We start from the raw sequence: 15,447 nt of genomic DNA, 5'->3' as shown, positions 1-15,447 counted from the left end.
GCCCCACAGCATCACCTGTTCCCTGTGATCGCCGAACATGGTTGATATCAGGTTGACGGCGCTCGACAAGAGCTCCGATTTGCTGAAGCAATGGCGGCAAATCGATGTCATCGGGCGGAACTCCGCTCGAACGAGGGTGGAAAATGCGGATCATCGTCAAGATCGTCAAATGGCTGCTTGGCCTGATCGTTCTGGCGATCGCCGCGCTTTTTGCCTGGCTTTATATCGCGCCGCCGGAATTGATTCGCGTCGGCTCGGGCTACTCAGCCAAGATCGTCTGTTCGAATGTCTTCATCGCCGGTCGCGATCCCAATGAGGTGCTCGCCGTCGACGTGCAGGCGCCTGGGCACCCGTTGCTGCGGTTGATGCGAATCTCCGTGGACAAGAACAGGGGAACGGTCTCGGCCGGCCTGCTTGGCTTCCTCGGCAAAAGCGTTGCCGTCGCCCGCGACGGGCTCGGCTGCGCGTCGGTTCCGGACGGCGATGTCGGCAAGGTGCGGCGGACGGCGATCCATGCCGAGCCGTCGGCGGTCAGCCCGGACGCGCTGTGGCCGGAGGGCGAGCGGGTCGAGGCATCACAGGATCCGGTGATTGCCAAGCTGCTCGACGATGCGGCGCTGACCGGCACCGGCATGCGTGCGGTGGTGGTGGTCAAGAATGGCCGCGTCGTCGCCGAGCGCTATGGCAACGGCTTTTCCGCCAAGACGCCGCTGCTCGGCTGGTCGATGACCAAGACGGTGAACGCCGCCATCGCCGGCACGCTGGTCAGGGACGGCAAGATGGCCATCACCGACAAGGGGCTGTTCGCGCCGTGGAAGGCGGATGGCCGCGCCGCGATCAGCCTTGCCGACATGATGGCGATGTCGAGCGGGCTGGAGTTCAACGAGGATTATGGCGACGTCGCCGACGTCACGCGCATGCTCTACCTCGAACCCGACATGGCGGGCTTTGCCGAAGCCAAGCCGCTGGCGGGCGAGGTCAGCAAGGTGTTTTCTTATTCGAGCGGCACGGCGGTGATGCTGTCGCGCCTCTGGCAGGACGCGATCGGCGACAAGGTCAAGGCGCTGGCGTGGCCGCGCACGGCGCTGTTCGAGCCGCTCGGCATGCACAGCGCGGTGCTCGAGACCGACGAACAGGGCACCTTCGTCGGCTCGTCCTATCTCTACGCAACCGCGCATGACTGGGCCCGCTTCGGCCAGTTCCTGCTGCAGGGCGGGGTGTGGAACGGCAACCAGATCCTGCCTGCAGGCTTCGTCGACTGGATGCGGGAGCCGGCATCCGCCTCGAAAGTCTACGGCAAGGGTCAGTTGTGGATCGAGGCTCCGGGCGATGAGGAAAACCCCGGCGCCGGCGTCGCCGCGGGCCTGCCCAAGGACACCTACTGGATGGAAGGCCATGACGGGCAGACGGTCGCCATCATTCCCTCGGAGCAACTGGTGGTCGTGCGGCTGGGGTTGACGCCGGCCAAGGTCGGCTACCGGCCGCAGACGATGCTGGCGGCGCTGGTGAAGGCACTGCATTAGTTTCCTTACCCTCCCCTTGATGGGGAGGGTCGGCGCGTAGCGCCGGGGCGGGGTGCCTAGCGCTTCACCCCCACCCGCGCCTACGGCGCGACCTTCCCCATCAAGGGGGAGGTGAGGGTGCGCGGCCCGAGCACGGCCAGCCAGGCATAGCCGCGATAAAGCGTGCGGAAACGGAAGCTTGCGCCGGTTCGCCGCGATTCCGATTCCAAGACCTCGCGCAACGATTCACGCGGCGCGACGTGGAACTTTTTGAGCCAGCCGCGCAGCAGCGCGCGGAACCAGCCCGGCAGGCCTTCTTGCTGGCCGAAATCGACAATGTGCAGCGAACCATTCGGCGACAGCGCGGCAAGGGCCGCCGACACCGTCTTTTCCCAGCCGGGGATCATCGACAGCGAATAGGAGACGAAGACACGATCGAAGCGTTCGACACCGAAGAGTGCCTCGGCATCGAACTCGGTGGCGTCGCCCCTTGCTAGCATGACGCGGCCGGACAGGCTTTCGCGGGCAATCGCGGCGCCAGCCGTCTCCAGCATCTCGGCCGAAATGTCGAGGCCGAAGAAGCGGGCGTCGGGGTAGCGACGCGCGGCCAGGATAATGTTGCGGCCGGTGCCGCAGCCGAGTTCCAGCACGGTGCCGCCGGCCGGTACGTCCAGCCCTGATATCAGCCGGTCGCGGCCGAGCAGGTAGTATTTGCGGGTCAGGTCATAGATGTGGCGCTGCCAGCGGTAGACGCCGTCCATCAATTCGGCATGGCTGGCCGGCAGCTCGGTGGTGCTCATGCCGCGCGCTTCACATAGAGGTGGAAGCCACCATAGATGGCCGAGCGGTCGCGGGCCGAGAATTCGCGCGAAGCCTCGTCCTGATAGGTCCACTGGTCGAGCAGCGAGCTGGAAACCCGGCCGGGCAGCAGGCTGGGTTCGGCGGCGGTGCGGAAGATGACGCGGGCGCCGGCCGATGCGGTGCGGGTGATTTCCGCCCACAGGGCATTCAACTGGTCATCGGTCATCCAGTCCTGCGCGTCGAGCAGGACGAAGCGGTCGACCGCGCCTGCATCCTTGCCGGCGAGGAATTCGATCAGATTGGCATGGTGGATGGCGACGCGGTCGACATTGCCGCGGATGGTGTCGTAGTTCTGTTTTTCGAGATAGGCGGGCAGGGCGGCCTCGCCGGGGTTCGGATAGCGCCGGGCGAAGGCCTGCCAGGCGAAGTAGTTGTTCTCCAGCGGAAAATCGCAAGCGAGCTTTTCCAGCCGGGCTTTCAGCACACTGGCCATGGTGCCGTCACCCGAGGTGATCAGCGAATCGTACTGCGCCGGCGGAATGCCGAGGCCGAACAGCGAGGCCTTGCGCGATGTCGCCCATTTCAGCAGCGGTTTATCGAAGACCGGCGCCAGCTCCTCATGGAAGAAGCGGCGCTGCTCGCCGATGTTGCGGGCCTCCATGATGCCGGCAGGGTCGACGCCGAAGAACTTTGCCGTGCGATGGCCCATGGCGATGAACAGGCCAAGCAGGCCGGTCTGGTAGAAATTGCTGTCGAACACAGCGATGCGCCTGCGGCCGCGCCAGTTGCGCCGCTCCCAGTAGTGACGGCTGACCGGATCGAGATGCGGCGCGATGAAACGGTCGTAGGCTTCCGAATTGTGGCTGGTGTCGGCGGCGCCGAAGAAGCGGAACAGGTCACCCTGCGAAGGCAGGTGGCGCACGGCCTCCAGCTTCATGCGGTTCAGCGCGATGTGCGCGGCGTTGAGGTCGACGGCGTCGACCCGTGCCGGCGAGCGGGTGAGATAGGCCAGGATGTTGCAGCCGCCCGAGGCGATGGTGACGACGCGGTGGCCCTGGCCAAGCTGCATCGCCTCCATGTCGACGTCGGGGTCTTCCCAGATCTGCGGATAGACGAGGCCGGAAAACAGGAAGGCGAACAGCCGCTCCGAAATGCCGGCTTTCGACAGCGGGCGGTTCTGGTAGACGGCCTTTCCAACTTCCTTGCCGCGGCGAAAAATCAGATCTGCGGAAACGTCCGTCATGGCAAGATGATTCCCCGTTTGCTTTGGCGCAAGCGGGTAGCGCAGGGTCATGACAGGCCGGTGACAGCCTGTTGACCCTTACAGAGGTAGCGGCAAAATCGTTTGGCATCTCCGCGCAACTTCGTTTGGCAGCAAGTCGCGAACTCCGATCCTTCAGTCGAATGTAAGGCCAACGAGCAGACCGCGATCCAGATTGAGAGCGGCACGACACCTATGCTGCTACGTTGCCGGTAGAAGCCGCCAATGTCGTTTCTGTCCGCAATGCGTCTGTAGAACGACTGACGACTCACGAACTTGAGGGTTCGCTCGCCACACGGGAGCAGGGAGCGAACCCTATCAGCGCAGGAAGGGACGTGGCTGCACCGACCTCATCTTGGGGCACTGCATGCTCAGCCAAGCGATATCCCGATTGCCAGGAAGGTGATGGCCACTGCGAAGATCGGTGCGAGCAGCCAGCGCGCTTGATCGACGCTCCTATTCATCTGTTTCCTCCTGCAAATCCACACGGACAACTAGCGCAAGCGGTGGCTGTTCCGAGGCGGCGCCACTGGTGGGACCATTGCGTTTTGCGACCGGACCTAGGTCCCACGCGCGGCCAGACCGAAGCCCAGCCGTGGGAACGTTTGGGATGGCTCCAAGTTCGAATTCTCAAGCGTAAGACGATGTCGTCCTGCGCCGATCTCGCAAAGGAGGTATTTTTGAGAATGTATCTTACCGCCGCCGCTGCAGTTCTAATGCTTGCGGGTGTCGGCGCAGCCGCGGCCGATGACATCATCATCCAGCCTGAGCAGGACACGATCATCCGCGAATATGTGAAGAAGCAGCCCCGGCTTCGGTAAAGGTTCCCGGGGTGGAACTCAATATCGGCACGGCTCTGCCCGACACAGTCGAGCTTTATGAAGTTCCCAACGTCAAATACCGCTACGTCGTGATCGACAACCGGACTGTTCTCGTGGATCCCGGCACCCACAAAATCGTCAAGGTCTACGACTGACCAGCCTTAAGGCTGCAGCCCGTCGCCCATGTGGCGACGGGCTCGCAGTGAAACTGATGTAGGCTGAGGCCCTATCAAGACCATCGCCTTAGCGGCCCAAAGGCTGCCTTGAAAGAGAAACCAGTTCCGGCTCGTCAGTCACGCCGGTCATGTAGTTTGCAATGATCCGAGACGCGATCGCATCGCGCGTATCGGGCGTTTGGCCATCGAGCTTAAGCTGTTCGAAAACTCGTCCCAACAAGGCCAACTCGGATGGCTCAAAAATGCCAGCCTGCGTGGCTTTTCTTCGAATCGGCATGACTTGCGCTCCGCCCAGGAGCGGACACCATAGACGGCGACCTCAAAACCGACAAATCGGCCTTTCACTCCGTGGGCGGATTCGGCGCCTCGGCCAGCCTATCTGTCTCTTGAGCTAGTCGCTGTTCTCTTAGGCGTGCCGTCTTGGCTTCCCTGGCTTTCCGCTCACTATCCAACTGCAGTCTGCTCTCGCGGTCAGCTCTCTCAATCTTTTCGCGATCCACGCGCCTTTTCATGACAGCCTCCTTGGTCTGACGGCCAAAAAAGTGCTGACGCCGAGAAATGTTCCCGACAAATAAAATCGGCCTCCCCAACAAATGATGTTGACGAGTCATGACCGTTGTCCTCGCGCCGTACCCTACGCGGAACCAAAGCACTTGCCCGGAGCTTATACGGCCAGCGGGGCGTGGGGAGTTTCATGAACCAGAACGTTGTGCTGCTCGTCGAGGACGAGGCGCTGATTTTGCTGGACCTTCAGACCAGCCTTGAAGAGGCTGGCTTTGCTGTAGTCTGTGCCAAGAATGCAGAAGACGCGATAACGCATTTCGATCGCGACCCAACTGGCGTCAAAGCTCTCGTGACCGACATCAGGCTTGGCAGCGGTGCATCAGGCTGGGAAATTGGGCGCCATGCGCGGCAGGCCATGCCGTCCATACCGGTCATTTATGTGAGCGGCGACAGTGCCAGTGATTGGCATGCTCAAGGGGTGCCGGGGAGCGTCATGATCCAGAAGCCGTTTGTCTTGGTTCAGATCATTACCGCTCTCTCGACCCTGCTGAATGAGCAGCCTGCTTTACCGCCTCTTGATAATGCGTAGGGCTTACAGCCGGACGAAAGTATCGAGGTGCAAGCGAAGCCGTTGACCTTCCGCGAAGGCGAGCGCACAAGATTCCAGTTCGAAGGATCGGCTAATCTCTTGCCCGTCCTCGACCACGCGAACGAACCATTCGCCGCAGGCTTCAACCACTTCGACCGCCGCAGGGATTGTTCCGTTAGCGACCGTGCCGTCCATCGCAATTGCCTCGTGCAAAAAGGGGACAACAGCGAATTTATATGAGAGCGGAAATCAGCCTGGCAAGAACAGGCGGCAACCCCTCAAGAAGCTGCAGTGACCAGGCGCCTTCGCTCTAAAACGCTATCCTCGCCATATAATGCCTCTAGCGTGGAAAACAGTTTCCGCACCACGTTCGACTTGCAGGAGTAATAGATAAACTGGCTGTCCCGGCGGGTGTCCACCAGACCAAGCGTCCGCAGCTTGGCGAGATGCATTGAAAGCAATGGCTGGCTGATTTCCAACCTTTTACCGAGGACGTTCACCGACACTTCCCCATCGAGCAAATGGGCCATGATCAACAGCCGAGGCGGGCTGCCCATCAACGACAGGAAATCAGCTGCCTCCCTGGCATTGATCAACAGATTTATCGAAACCATTTCCCTTGCCCGCTGCTCGCCAAACGCTATTCAATTCGCTCGCGCTGAATTTGTTCCGGAACTCTTCCCGAGGCCCGAAAGCGATGCGACCGAAAATGGGCGCTCATGCGTCTGACGATGAACCTGTTGTGCTGGATTGCTGATCTGGTTCTTCGTCCATTCGACCTTGCGGGTCACAACAGCTTGCCGAACCCGCCCGGCGTCGGCGTCGTCAAGATGACGGCGTCGCCGGCCTGAAGCACGGTCTGGTCGCAGGCCTTCAGCACGTCGATCGCACCGTCCTTGCGGCGGACCTTGGTCGAGCCGACCTCGCCATCGCCACCGCCGTCCAGCCCTTGCGGCGGCCGATTGCGATGCGAGGACAGGATCGCGCATTCCATCTTTTCCAGGAAACGGATGGTGCGCCTGGTGCCGTCGCCGGCGCTCCATCTGCCCTTGCCGCCTGAGCCTTCGCGGATGTGGAAATCCTCGAGCAGCACCGGAAAGCGCAGCTCCAGCACTTCCGGATCGGTGAGGCGCGAATTGGTCATGTGGGTGTGCACGCCGGAGGTGCCGGCAAAGCCGCGGCCCGAGTTCATTTGGCCCGCAGGCGAACCGGAGCAGATCGTCTCGTAATACTGGTAGATCTTGTTGCCGAAGGTCAGGTTGTTCATCGTGCCTTGTGCGTTGGCCATGGCGCCCATGGCGCCGAACAGCGCGTTGGTGACGTGCTGCGAGGTCTCGACATTGCCGGCGACGACGGCGGCGGGGTAGGCGGGCTTCAGCATGCAGCCATCGGGAATGATGATGTTGATTGGCCTGAGGCACCCGGCATTCATCGGGATCATGTCCTCGACCATGACGCGGAAGGCGTAGAGCACGGCGGCGCGGGCGACGGGTTCGGGCGCGTTGAAATTGTTCTTCATGACCGGCGATGTGCCGGTGAAGTCGACGGTCGCCTCGCGCTTCTTCCGGTCGACAGTGATCTTCACCTTGATGACCTGGCCGGTGTCGGTCGGGTATTCGTACTGCGAACTGTCGGGCAGCCGCTCCAGCACGCGGCGCACGCTTTCGGCGGCATTGTCCTGGACATGGCCCATATAGGCTTCGACGACATCGAGGCCGAAATGCGCGACCATCTTGCGCAGTTCGGCGACGCCCTTCTCGTTGGCGGCGATCTGTGCCTTGAGGTCGGCGATGTTCTGGTGCGGGTTGCGGGCCGGGTAGCGGTGGTCGGTGAGCAGCGTTTCCAGCTCCTTCTCGCGGAATTTTCCGCGATCGACGATGCGGAAATTGTCGAACAGAACGCCTTCCTCGTCGACCGTGGTGGCGAGCGGCGTCATCGAGCCGGGGGCTGTGCCGCCGATATCTGCATGATGGCCGCGCGAGGCGACGTAGAAAAGTATTTCCTCCCCCCTTGAGGGGGAGGTGCCGCCGAAGGCGGCGGAGGGGGTCGGTGAGGCAGTGCTCGACGTTCTTGTGGTGCCTTCTGAGAGGACCTCACCCGGCCGCTGCGCGGCCACCCTCCCCTCAAGGGGGAGGGAAAACACCGGCGTCACGACAGTGATGTCGGGCAGATGCGTGCCGCCATTGTAGGGTGCGTTGAGGGCAAAGACGTCGCCGGGGTGGATGTCGCCGGAATTCAGGCGGATGATGGTTTCGACCGAACGGTCCATCGAGCCCAGATGCACCGGCATGTGCGGCGCATTGGCGACCAGCGCGCCGGTGCGGTCGAAGACGGCGCAGGAGAAATCCAGTCTTTCCTTGATGTTGACCGAATAGGCGGTGTTCTGCAGCGTCACGCCCATCTGTTCGGCGATCGACATGAACAAATTGTTGAAGACCTCCAGCATGACCGGGTCGGCCTCGGTGCCGAGCGCTGCTTGCCGGCGCTTTTTCTCGACGCGGCGCAGCAGCACATGGTTCCTGGCGGTGATTTCGGCCTGCCAGCCCGGCTCGATGACGATTGTCTGGTTCGGCTCGATAATCAAGGCAGGGCCTGCAACCCTGTTTCCCGGCTTCAGCGCCTCGCGGCGGAAGATGCCAGAAGCACGCCACTCTCCCTCAGTGAAGATTTTGCGGGTCTGCGAAGGGCTTACGGCAAGGTCTTCGGTTTGCGATTCAGTTTCGTCACGGCCAGTGCCGCCGGTATCAGTGCCTTCGACGCCGACGGTCTCGACGATCATCGGCTTGTCGTCATAGACGAAACCGAACTGCGCCTTGTGGGCGATTTCGAAATCGCGCTTGGCCTGGAAAATCGAGTCTGCCTCGAAATTCACCGGCAGTGTCGTGTCGGTGCCGTCATAACGAATGTGCAGCACCGGCTTCGCGGCAACCGTATTCTCGGCGATGCCTTGCGCTGCGAGTTCGGCGATGACGGCCTTTCTCAAGGTGGCAATGAGGTTGCCGATCTCCGTCCTGGACTCTTCGGCAAGCGGCTTGAGCAGCGCCTGCTGGCGCGAGGCAAAAACCGAGGACAGGCCGATGCCATAGGCCGACAGCAGGCCGGAGAAGGGATGGATCAGCACCGCCTCCATGCCGAGCGCATCGGCAACCAGGCAAGCGTGTTGGCCACCGGCGCCACCAAAGCAATTCAAGAGATATTCGGTGACGTCATAGCCGCGCTGGACGGAAATCTTCTTGATGGCGTTGGCCATGTTCTCAACGGCAATGGTGATGAACCCTTCGGCGACAGCCTCGGGCGTACGGCCATCGCTGATTTCGGCGGCAAGTGCGGCGAATTTTGCCCGCACTGTCTCGACATCGAGCGGCTGGTCCTGTCCGGATCCGAAAATGGCCGGGAAGAAATCGGGCTGCAGCTTGCCCAGCATGACATTGGCGTCGGTGACGGCGAGTGGACCACCGCGCCGGTAGGCGGCCGGGCCGGGATTGGCGCCAGCCGAGTCGGGTCCGGCGCGAAAACGGCCGGCCTCGTAGTGCAGGATCGAGCCGCCGCCGGCGGCGACGGTGTGGATGCGCATCATCGGCGCGCGGATGCGCACGCCGGCGACCTCGGTGTCGAAGGCGCGCTCATACTCGCCGTCATAGTGGGCGACATCGGTGGAGGTGCCGCCCATATCGAAGCCGATGACTTTGCCGAAACCGGCGAGCTTGGCCGTCTCGACCATGCCGACGACGCCGCCGGCCGGCCCTGACAGCAGTGCGTCCTTGCCCTGGAACATGTCGGCGGCGGTCAGGCCGCCCGACGACATCATGAACATGAGGCGGGGGCTTTCCCTCCCCCTCGAGGGGAGGGTGGCGGCAAAGCCGCCGGGTGGGGTCGGATCGACCGGGCTCGACGTTCTGGCGGTGCCTCCTGATAGGACCCCCTCTGGCCGCTTTGCGGCCATCTCCCCCTCCAGGGGGGAGAGGACGCCGAGCTCTTGGCCAACTCTCTGTACATATCTCGACAGGATCGGCGACAGATAGGCGTCGACCACCGTGGTGTCGCCGCGGCCGACCAGCTTGATCAGCGGCGAGACCTCATGGCTGACCGAGACCTGGCTGAAACCAAGTTTGCGGCAGACCTTTGCCACCGCCTTCTCGTGATCGGGATATTTCCAGGCGTGCATGAAGACAATGGCCACGGCGTCGATGCCATCGGCCCTGGCCTGTTCGATCGCCGGCCGGCAGGCGGCGATGTCGAGCAATTGTTCGACGCAGCCATCGGCACGCACGCGCTCGTTGATTTCGATGACGCGCTCGTAGAGCTGCTCGGGAAGGATGATCTCCTTGGCGAAGATGTCCGGGCGCGCCTGATAGGCGATCTTCAGCGCATCGCGAAAGCCTTTGGTGATGAGCAAAAGCACGCGGTCGCCCTTGCGCTCCAGCAGCGCGTTGGTGGCGACCGTGGTGCCCATCTTGATGTCGCCGATCAGACCGGGCGGGATCGCGGCGCCGGAGGATAAGCCGAGAAGGTCGCGAATGCCCTGGATAGCGGCATCGGTATAGGCTTCGGGATTTTCGGAGAGAAGTTTGCGGGGATGCAGCCCGCCTTGCGGGTCGCGGCCGATGACATCGGTAAAGGTGCCGCCGCGGTCGATCCAGAAATCCCATTTTGCGGTCATGACAGCCCCTGGCACTTTGTGTTCGATCCGTGGTTCAGCATTCTGTTAGTTCGCCATCGCCTGACCGGCAATCGCAAATGAACCAGACGATGTTACATGCGGAAACGCAACGTTACGAAACTCATGGCCATCTGATGCATTTCCCCTTCGACCGTTCACGGCGACGTGAGCGTGTAGTGAAGGAGAGAAAAAATGAAAAAGCTCATTCTTGCGTCCCTTTCCGCCCTCGCGTTGCTCGGCGTTGCTGCATGCAGCGACAGCGGTACGGACAACTCCACCACCCAGAGCACCAATCCGCCAGCCGCCGAGGAGCCGATGAAGCCGGCTACCCCGGAAGCCACGCCGCCGGCCGCGACGCCTCCGGCAACGGATAACTCGACCACGAAGAGCATCACACCCGAGAAGCCTGCCGAGCCGGCTCCGGCAACACCTGCTCCTGCGCCCGCGCAGTAGCCTGTAGCGCAGTACTTCGTGTGATGAATGAGAAAGGCCGGCTCACGTCGGCCTTTCTCATACTGTCCTGCGGCACTGTCCCGGCTTGATAGCGGGGGGCGGTGGCACTAAGAAGCAGGCCATGTCGATTTGGGATCGCCTCGGCGAATTCATCACCCGCGTTTCATCTTCAGCCTCATCGGGTGTCGCCGATGTCGTCGAGGCCGTGCGCACGGTGTTCTCCGGCGATGCGGATCTGCGCCGGCGTGTCGCCTTCTCGGTGGCGATGATCGCGCTGTCGGCCAAGATGGCCAAGGCCGATGGTATCGTCACCCAGGATGAGGTGCGCGCCTTCCAGGAAATCTTCGATGTGCCGCCGAAGGAGAGGCGCAATGTGGCGCGGCTGTTCGATCTCGCCCAGCGCGACGTAGCCGGTTTCGAGACCTATGCCGAGCGGATGGCGCAGATGTGCGGTTCCGGGCATGCCAATTGCGTGATGCTGGAAGACATACTCGACGGCCTCTTCCATATAGCCAAGTCCGACGGGCTGGTGCATGAGCGCGAAGGCCACTTCCTGCACCGTATCGCCGAGATTTTCCGCATCGACGAGGCACATTACGAAAGCATTATGGCGCGGCACGTCAATCTCGGCGCCGGGGATCCCTACGTCGTGCTTGGCATCGAGCGCGGCAAGCCGTTCGAAGAGGTCAGGAAGCGCTATCGAAAGCTGGTTTCCGACAATCATCCGGACCGGCTGATCGCACGCGGACTGCCGCAGGAATTCATCAAGATTGCGACGACCAGAGTGGCGGCGATCAATGCCGCCTATGAGATGATCGAGCGGGGCCTGCGCCACGCATGAGCGGCTTCCTGCCCGACGAGCCACGTGCCGAGGTCAGGGTATCGCCGAATTTTGGTCCGCGGCGCGAGACGCTCAAGCCTGACATGATCGTGCTGCATTACACCGGCATGGCGACCGGTGCCGGGGCCGAAGCGTGGCTTTGCCATCCGGCCAGCGAGGTCTCGTCGCATTATCTCGTCCATGAGAATGGCCACATCGTACAGATGGTCAGGGAAAGCGATCGCGCTTGGCACGCCGGCAATAGTTTGTGGTTCGGACGCACCGATATCAATTCCTGTTCCGTCGGCATCGAGATCGTCAATCCGGGACATTTGCTGGGCTATCCCGGTTTTCCCAGGCGGCAGATCAATGCGGTGATCGGGCTGTGCAGAGGGATCGCCGGGCGGCATTCGATTGCAGCCGAGCGGGTGCTCGCGCATTCCGACGTGGCGCCGGGGCGCAAGATCGATCCGGGCGAGAAGTTTCCGTGGCGGACGCTGTTCGAGGCCGGTGTCGGTCATCTCGTGGCGGCCGCACCGGTCAGGCAAGGAGCCACGCTGACAGCCGGCGACACCGGCAGCGATGTCGAGGCCTTGCAGTCGATGCTGGCGCTCTACGGCTATGGCGTCGAGATATCGGGCATTTTCGACCGGCAGACGGAGATCGTCGTCGGGGCATTTCAACGTCATTTCCGGCCGCGCAAGGTGGACGGCATTGCCGACGCCTCGACACTGCGTACGCTGCAAAGGCTGCTTGCTTCCGTAAGAGTCTGACTCATAATGTTTTTGAAGCGGATCAATGGTTTGCCAGCCTGCGCGTCATGAGCTGAGCGGAGGCCAGCAAGAGCCATGCGGTGGAACTTTCGATCGTGGCCTCGAAGTCCTTGGCCAGGCGTCGGTTTCGTCCGAACCATGCAAAGGTGCGCTCGACGACCCATCGACGTGGAAGCACTTCGAAGCCCTTGGCGGTGTCGGATCGTTTGATGATTTCGAGCGTCCAGTCGCCTTTCCCATGAAGGGCGGTCTCAAGCTTCTCACCGGCGTAAGCGCCGTCGGCGAAGACGTGGCGCAGCCAAGGAAAGCTGGCTCGAATGGAGGCCAGAACGTCGGGAGCGCCGTCGCGGTCCTGGATATCGGCGGTATGGATGACCGCGCCGACGAGCAAACCCAGGGTGTCGGTGAGGATATGGCGCTTGCGGCCTTTGATCTTCTTGCCGGCATCGTAACCGCAAGGCCCGCCGCTCTCCGTGGTTTTCACGCTTTGACTGTCGATCACGCCGGCGCTGGGTGAGGCTTGGCGACCGGTGGCCAGACGCACGCTCATCAGCAGCAGATGATTGATGGTGCTCCAAAGGCCGCAGTCGCGCCAAGCGTAGAAGTAGCGCTGCAGCGTCGACACCGGCGGCAAGTCCCTGGGCAGCATCCGCCATGGCAAGCCACTGCGCAGCACGTAGAACAGTCCATTCATGATCTCGCGCCGCGACCATTTCGGCGGGCGCCCAAGTCGGGACCGGGGCGGAATCACCGGATCAAGAACCGCCCACTCCATATCCGTCAAATCGCTTGAATACCGCAGCCCTTTGCGGGCATGCTTGGCTCGGGTGATATCGGTCCACATGGGATTCTCCGTCGATGCTTCGCAACACCGACTGAATCACAAGCCGCTGATATCACCCAACTTCTTTTCGGGTCAGACACTAAGGCCCTGATCCCGAGAAGCCCTCTCGGCAGTCCCTTTTTCAATCCTTAAATTACAAGCTGTCACTCAAAGTGACTTGCCCTGCCTTCATTGACACCAATTCGAGCGTCAAACGGCTGGCGTGCAAGTTTGTCGGACCCTAACATCCCGGATGTTCCGATATTGATTAAGCGTTGCTGCGTGAACATCTTCACGCGGTTCAGACAGAACAGGATCACATGCAGAAATTGACCGTTTTAACGGCAGCTCTTGCTGCCGGCGTAATGAGTTTTGCCTTCAGTGCCGCGCATGCCGCGCCACTCAGCCCGCGGGCCGATCAAGGGCTTGTGGTGGCATCCGCAAAGAGCGGCAAGGCCACGCTGGCCAAAAGCGGCAAGGCAGGCCACGACGCCAAGGCGACGAAGCGCGCTTCCGCCAAAGCGGAAAAGGCAAGCTGGTCCAAGGCGAAGAAGTCCACCGCCAAAAGGCAGAAGCGCGGCCGCAAGACCGTCGACATGACGGCAACGGCGTCGATTGGCCTAAGGAACGCTGCGGCGTCGACGGCCGCGGTGGCCAGCAGCGGCCAGTATTCCGCAATCGTTGCCCGCTATGCGGCGATCGAAGGCGTGCCCGTGTCGCTCGCCACGGCGGTCATCAAGATCGAGAGCAACTACCGGCCCAACATCGTCGGCGGCGCCGGCGAGATCGGCCTGATGCAGATCAAGCCGGCAACGGCGCGGATGATGGGCTATAACGGTTCCGCCAAGGGCCTGTTCGATCCCGACACCAACATCAAATACGGCATGAAATACCTTGCCATGGCGCGGAGTCTCGGCGGCGGCACGACCTGCGGCACGATTCTGAAATACAATGCCGGGCACGCCGCAACGCGGATGAACCCGGTGTCAGCCGCCTATTGCGGCAAGGTCAAGGTGCAGATGGCTGCGCTTGGATCGCCGGCATAAGTCTGCTTTTTCGTTTGCGTTTTCGGGCGTGAACCCCTTTATACGCCTTGCCAGCTGGCTGGGCGGCCGCACCCGCAAACGCCGAAAGGCCGCGGGTGAGGAAAGTCCGGGCTCCATGGAAACACGGTGCCGGTTAATGGCCGGCGGGGGCGACCCCAGGGAAAGTGCCACAGAAAGCAAACCGCCACGGTTCGGCTTTTGCCGGATTCGGGGCAAGGGTGAAAGGGTGGGGTAAGAGCCCACCGCGCGACTGGCAACAGGAGCGGCACGGTAAACCCCACCGGGAGCAAGACCGAATAGGGGCGGTGCGAGGGGAAACCCTCGAGGGCTGTTTCCGGCTCACCGTCCGGGTAGGTTGCGTGAGGCGCATGGCAACATGCGCCCAAGATGAATGGCCGCCACGTTCTCGCACCGCAAGGGGCGAGGGCCATACAGAACCCGGCTTACAGGCCAGCTGGCAATTCTCTCCATGATATCGAAGAGAAGTCTTTGAGATCAGCAGGTTGCGCCCTCGGGCGCGCCTGTTGATTCAAACTTGTTCAACGATCCATCCATGCAAGCCGGGACCGGCTATTGCTTGAAACTGGTGCGATTAAATCGTACCGTGGATCGGTGAAGAGCATCGGGAGCCCATCATGGGACAGGTCGACAAACGCAGCATCACCCTGTCGCCGGAACTGGCACAGGCGGTGGACGATGTGGTCGCCGCCGGCGAATATGCGTCGGCCAGCGAGGTGATCCGCGACGCGCTGCGGCAATGGAAAGACCGGCGCGACCTCTTCGGCTATACGGTCGATGAGTTGCGCAAGCTGGTGCAGGAGGGCATCGACAGCGGACCCGCTCTTGAGGGGCCGCCGATTATCGAACGAGCGCGCGCCAAATATCTCAAAATGGCAGAGGCAAAAGGCTTTGAGGAGTGAAATACCGCCTGCTGCCGCAAGCGGCGGTCGATCTCGAAGGCATTGGTGACTACATCGCTGAGCGCAATCCCAATGCCGCGGTCCGTTTCGTGGACGCTCTTGAAAGGCGGTGGACTTTACTCACCTTGCATCCCTTCTCAGGCGCGCCGCGCGATGACATCGCGCCTGGCGTCCGTCATGTGGTCGTTGGCGACTATCTCACCTTGTATCGTGTCGGTGACGACGCGATCGAAATTATCCGCGTGCTGCATGGCAAGCGCAACATCGAGGCCGATGACCTGGCTCGCTAGCCGATTTG

Annotated in this window: 15 protein-coding genes, 1 other RNA gene and 1 pseudogene; 10 read left to right on the top strand and 7 right to left on the bottom strand. The window is 61.9% G+C overall.

Annotated elements, in window-relative coordinates:
- Positions 1 to 143: 143 nt before the first annotated feature.
- Positions 144 to 1,523, top strand: coding sequence for a serine hydrolase domain-containing protein (locus ACFOJ9_RS20330; protein WP_378980685.1), 1,380 nt, complete (start codon positions 144 to 146; stop codon positions 1,521 to 1,523).
- An 80-nt stretch (positions 1,524 to 1,603) separates the two neighbouring features.
- Here the strand turns inward: ACFOJ9_RS20330 and ACFOJ9_RS20325 are convergent, their stop codons facing one another.
- Both ACFOJ9_RS20325 and ACFOJ9_RS20320 read right to left on the bottom strand, forming a co-directional pair.
- Positions 1,604 to 2,302: a class I SAM-dependent methyltransferase gene (locus ACFOJ9_RS20325; RefSeq protein WP_378980683.1), complete on the bottom strand. Its 699-nt coding sequence runs from the start codon at positions 2,300 to 2,302 to the stop codon at positions 1,604 to 1,606.
- Positions 2,299 to 3,597 (bottom strand): DUF3419 family protein, encoded by a 1,299-nt coding sequence (locus ACFOJ9_RS20320; protein WP_378980681.1) that lies wholly within the window; start codon positions 3,595 to 3,597, stop codon positions 2,299 to 2,301. The genes ACFOJ9_RS20325 and ACFOJ9_RS20320 overlap by 4 nt, the downstream gene beginning before the upstream one ends.
- Before the next feature lie 653 nt (positions 3,598 to 4,250).
- Between ACFOJ9_RS20320 and ACFOJ9_RS20315 the strand changes: the two are divergent.
- Positions 4,251 to 4,540 (top strand): annotated as a pseudogene (locus tag ACFOJ9_RS20315) (DUF1236 domain-containing protein).
- An 88-nt stretch (positions 4,541 to 4,628) separates the two neighbouring features.
- Here the strand turns inward: ACFOJ9_RS20315 and ACFOJ9_RS20310 are convergent.
- Positions 4,629 to 4,838 carry a hypothetical protein gene (locus ACFOJ9_RS20310; RefSeq protein ID WP_378980679.1) on the bottom strand — a complete coding sequence of 70 codons (210 nt, stop codon included), beginning with the start codon at positions 4,836 to 4,838 and terminating at the stop codon, positions 4,629 to 4,631.
- A 417-nt stretch (positions 4,839 to 5,255) separates the two neighbouring features.
- On the opposite strand from ACFOJ9_RS20310, the gene ACFOJ9_RS20305 reads away from it, so the two are divergent.
- Positions 5,256 to 5,654: a response regulator gene (locus tag ACFOJ9_RS20305; RefSeq protein ID WP_378980677.1), complete on the top strand. Its 399-nt coding sequence runs from the start codon at positions 5,256 to 5,258 to the stop codon at positions 5,652 to 5,654.
- Positions 5,655 to 5,657: 3 nt separating this feature from the next.
- On the opposite strand, the gene ACFOJ9_RS20300 is transcribed toward ACFOJ9_RS20305, so the two are convergent.
- The 3 genes from ACFOJ9_RS20300 to ACFOJ9_RS20290 form a co-directional block, all read right to left on the bottom strand.
- A complete protein-coding gene (locus ACFOJ9_RS20300) occupies positions 5,658 to 5,849 on the bottom strand; it encodes a hypothetical protein (RefSeq protein ID WP_378980675.1) in 192 nt (63 codons plus the stop codon).
- An 83-nt stretch (positions 5,850 to 5,932) separates the two neighbouring features.
- The gene (locus tag ACFOJ9_RS20295; RefSeq protein WP_378980673.1) at positions 5,933 to 6,268 is read right to left on the bottom strand and encodes an ArsR/SmtB family transcription factor; all 336 of its coding nucleotides are present in this window, start codon (positions 6,266 to 6,268) and stop codon (positions 5,933 to 5,935) included.
- 173 nt (positions 6,269 to 6,441) lie between these two features.
- Positions 6,442 to 10,314, bottom strand: coding sequence for a hydantoinase B/oxoprolinase family protein (locus ACFOJ9_RS20290; protein ID WP_378980671.1), 3,873 nt, complete (start codon positions 10,312 to 10,314; stop codon positions 6,442 to 6,444).
- Positions 10,315 to 10,506: 192 nt separating this feature from the next.
- On the opposite strand from ACFOJ9_RS20290, the gene ACFOJ9_RS20285 reads away from it, so the two are divergent.
- The 3 genes from ACFOJ9_RS20285 (at position 10,507) to ACFOJ9_RS20275 (ending at position 12,360) form a co-directional block, all read left to right on the top strand.
- The gene (locus ACFOJ9_RS20285) at positions 10,507 to 10,767 is read left to right on the top strand and encodes a hypothetical protein (RefSeq protein WP_378980669.1); all 261 of its coding nucleotides are present in this window, start codon (positions 10,507 to 10,509) and stop codon (positions 10,765 to 10,767) included.
- A gap of 121 nt (positions 10,768 to 10,888) precedes the next feature.
- Complete coding sequence (locus tag ACFOJ9_RS20280) at positions 10,889 to 11,608, top strand: TerB family tellurite resistance protein (RefSeq protein ID WP_378980667.1); 720 nt, start codon at positions 10,889 to 10,891, stop codon at positions 11,606 to 11,608.
- Positions 11,605 to 12,360, top strand: coding sequence for an N-acetylmuramoyl-L-alanine amidase (locus ACFOJ9_RS20275; protein WP_378980665.1), 756 nt, complete (start codon positions 11,605 to 11,607; stop codon positions 12,358 to 12,360). The genes ACFOJ9_RS20280 and ACFOJ9_RS20275 overlap by 4 nt, the downstream gene beginning before the upstream one ends.
- Positions 12,361 to 12,382: 22 nt before the next feature.
- Here ACFOJ9_RS20275 and ACFOJ9_RS20270 read toward each other — a convergent pair whose 3' ends face one another.
- The gene (locus ACFOJ9_RS20270; RefSeq protein ID WP_378976343.1) at positions 12,383 to 13,204 is read right to left on the bottom strand and encodes an IS5 family transposase; all 822 of its coding nucleotides are present in this window, start codon (positions 13,202 to 13,204) and stop codon (positions 12,383 to 12,385) included.
- A gap of 299 nt (positions 13,205 to 13,503) precedes the next feature.
- Between ACFOJ9_RS20270 and ACFOJ9_RS20265 the strand changes: the two genes are divergently transcribed.
- From ACFOJ9_RS20265 to ACFOJ9_RS20250, 4 genes are all read left to right on the top strand, one after another.
- A complete protein-coding gene (locus ACFOJ9_RS20265; RefSeq protein ID WP_378980663.1) occupies positions 13,504 to 14,229 on the top strand; it encodes a lytic transglycosylase domain-containing protein in 726 nt (241 codons plus the stop codon).
- Between the two features lie 50 nt (positions 14,230 to 14,279).
- Positions 14,280 to 14,691: RNase P RNA component class A (gene rnpB / locus ACFOJ9_RS20260), an RNA gene on the top strand.
- Between the two features lie 173 nt (positions 14,692 to 14,864).
- Positions 14,865 to 15,149 carry a type II toxin-antitoxin system ParD family antitoxin gene (locus ACFOJ9_RS20255; RefSeq protein ID WP_378980661.1) on the top strand — a complete coding sequence of 95 codons (285 nt, stop codon included), beginning with the start codon at positions 14,865 to 14,867 and terminating at the stop codon, positions 15,147 to 15,149.
- Positions 15,146 to 15,439, top strand: coding sequence for a type II toxin-antitoxin system RelE/ParE family toxin (locus ACFOJ9_RS20250; protein ID WP_378980659.1), 294 nt, complete (start codon positions 15,146 to 15,148; stop codon positions 15,437 to 15,439). Before ACFOJ9_RS20255 ends, ACFOJ9_RS20250 begins: the two co-directional genes overlap by 4 nt.
- Positions 15,440 to 15,447 lie beyond the last annotated feature (8 nt).

This window comes from Mesorhizobium cantuariense, from assembly GCF_042647205.1.
GTDB lineage: Bacteria > Pseudomonadota > Alphaproteobacteria > Rhizobiales > Rhizobiaceae > Mesorhizobium > Mesorhizobium cantuariense.
The sequence above is the reverse complement of the archived record's forward strand: the minus strand, read 5'-3'. Positions and strand labels throughout refer to the sequence as shown.

Excerpts from the sequence above, each read along its gene's own strand:
- ACFOJ9_RS20255 (WP_378980661.1), top strand. The coding sequence starts at position 14,865 with ATGGGACAGGTCGACAAACGCAGCATCACCCTGTCGCCGGAACTGGCA.
- ACFOJ9_RS20265 (WP_378980663.1), top strand. The coding sequence starts at position 13,504 with ATGCAGAAATTGACCGTTTTAACGGCAGCTCTTGCTGCCGGCGTAATG.
- ACFOJ9_RS20290 (WP_378980671.1), bottom strand. The coding sequence starts at position 10,314 with ATGACCGCAAAATGGGATTTCTGGATCGACCGCGGCGGCACCTTTACC.
- ACFOJ9_RS20280 (WP_378980667.1), top strand. The coding sequence starts at position 10,889 with ATGTCGATTTGGGATCGCCTCGGCGAATTCATCACCCGCGTTTCATCT.
- ACFOJ9_RS20325 (WP_378980683.1), bottom strand. The coding sequence starts at position 2,302 with ATGAGCACCACCGAGCTGCCGGCCAGCCATGCCGAATTGATGGACGGC.
- ACFOJ9_RS20285 (WP_378980669.1), top strand. The coding sequence starts at position 10,507 with ATGAAAAAGCTCATTCTTGCGTCCCTTTCCGCCCTCGCGTTGCTCGGC.
- ACFOJ9_RS20330 (WP_378980685.1), top strand. The coding sequence starts at position 144 with ATGCGGATCATCGTCAAGATCGTCAAATGGCTGCTTGGCCTGATCGTT.
- ACFOJ9_RS20295 (WP_378980673.1), bottom strand. The coding sequence starts at position 6,268 with ATGGTTTCGATAAATCTGTTGATCAATGCCAGGGAGGCAGCTGATTTC.
- ACFOJ9_RS20320 (WP_378980681.1), bottom strand. The coding sequence starts at position 3,597 with ATGACCCTGCGCTACCCGCTTGCGCCAAAGCAAACGGGGAATCATCTT.
- ACFOJ9_RS20270 (WP_378976343.1), bottom strand. The coding sequence starts at position 13,204 with ATGTGGACCGATATCACCCGAGCCAAGCATGCCCGCAAAGGGCTGCGG.
- ACFOJ9_RS20275 (WP_378980665.1), top strand. The coding sequence starts at position 11,605 with ATGAGCGGCTTCCTGCCCGACGAGCCACGTGCCGAGGTCAGGGTATCG.
- ACFOJ9_RS20310 (WP_378980679.1), bottom strand. The coding sequence starts at position 4,838 with ATGCCGATTCGAAGAAAAGCCACGCAGGCTGGCATTTTTGAGCCATCC.
- ACFOJ9_RS20305 (WP_378980677.1), top strand. The coding sequence starts at position 5,256 with ATGAACCAGAACGTTGTGCTGCTCGTCGAGGACGAGGCGCTGATTTTG.
- ACFOJ9_RS20300 (WP_378980675.1), bottom strand. The coding sequence starts at position 5,849 with ATGGACGGCACGGTCGCTAACGGAACAATCCCTGCGGCGGTCGAAGTG.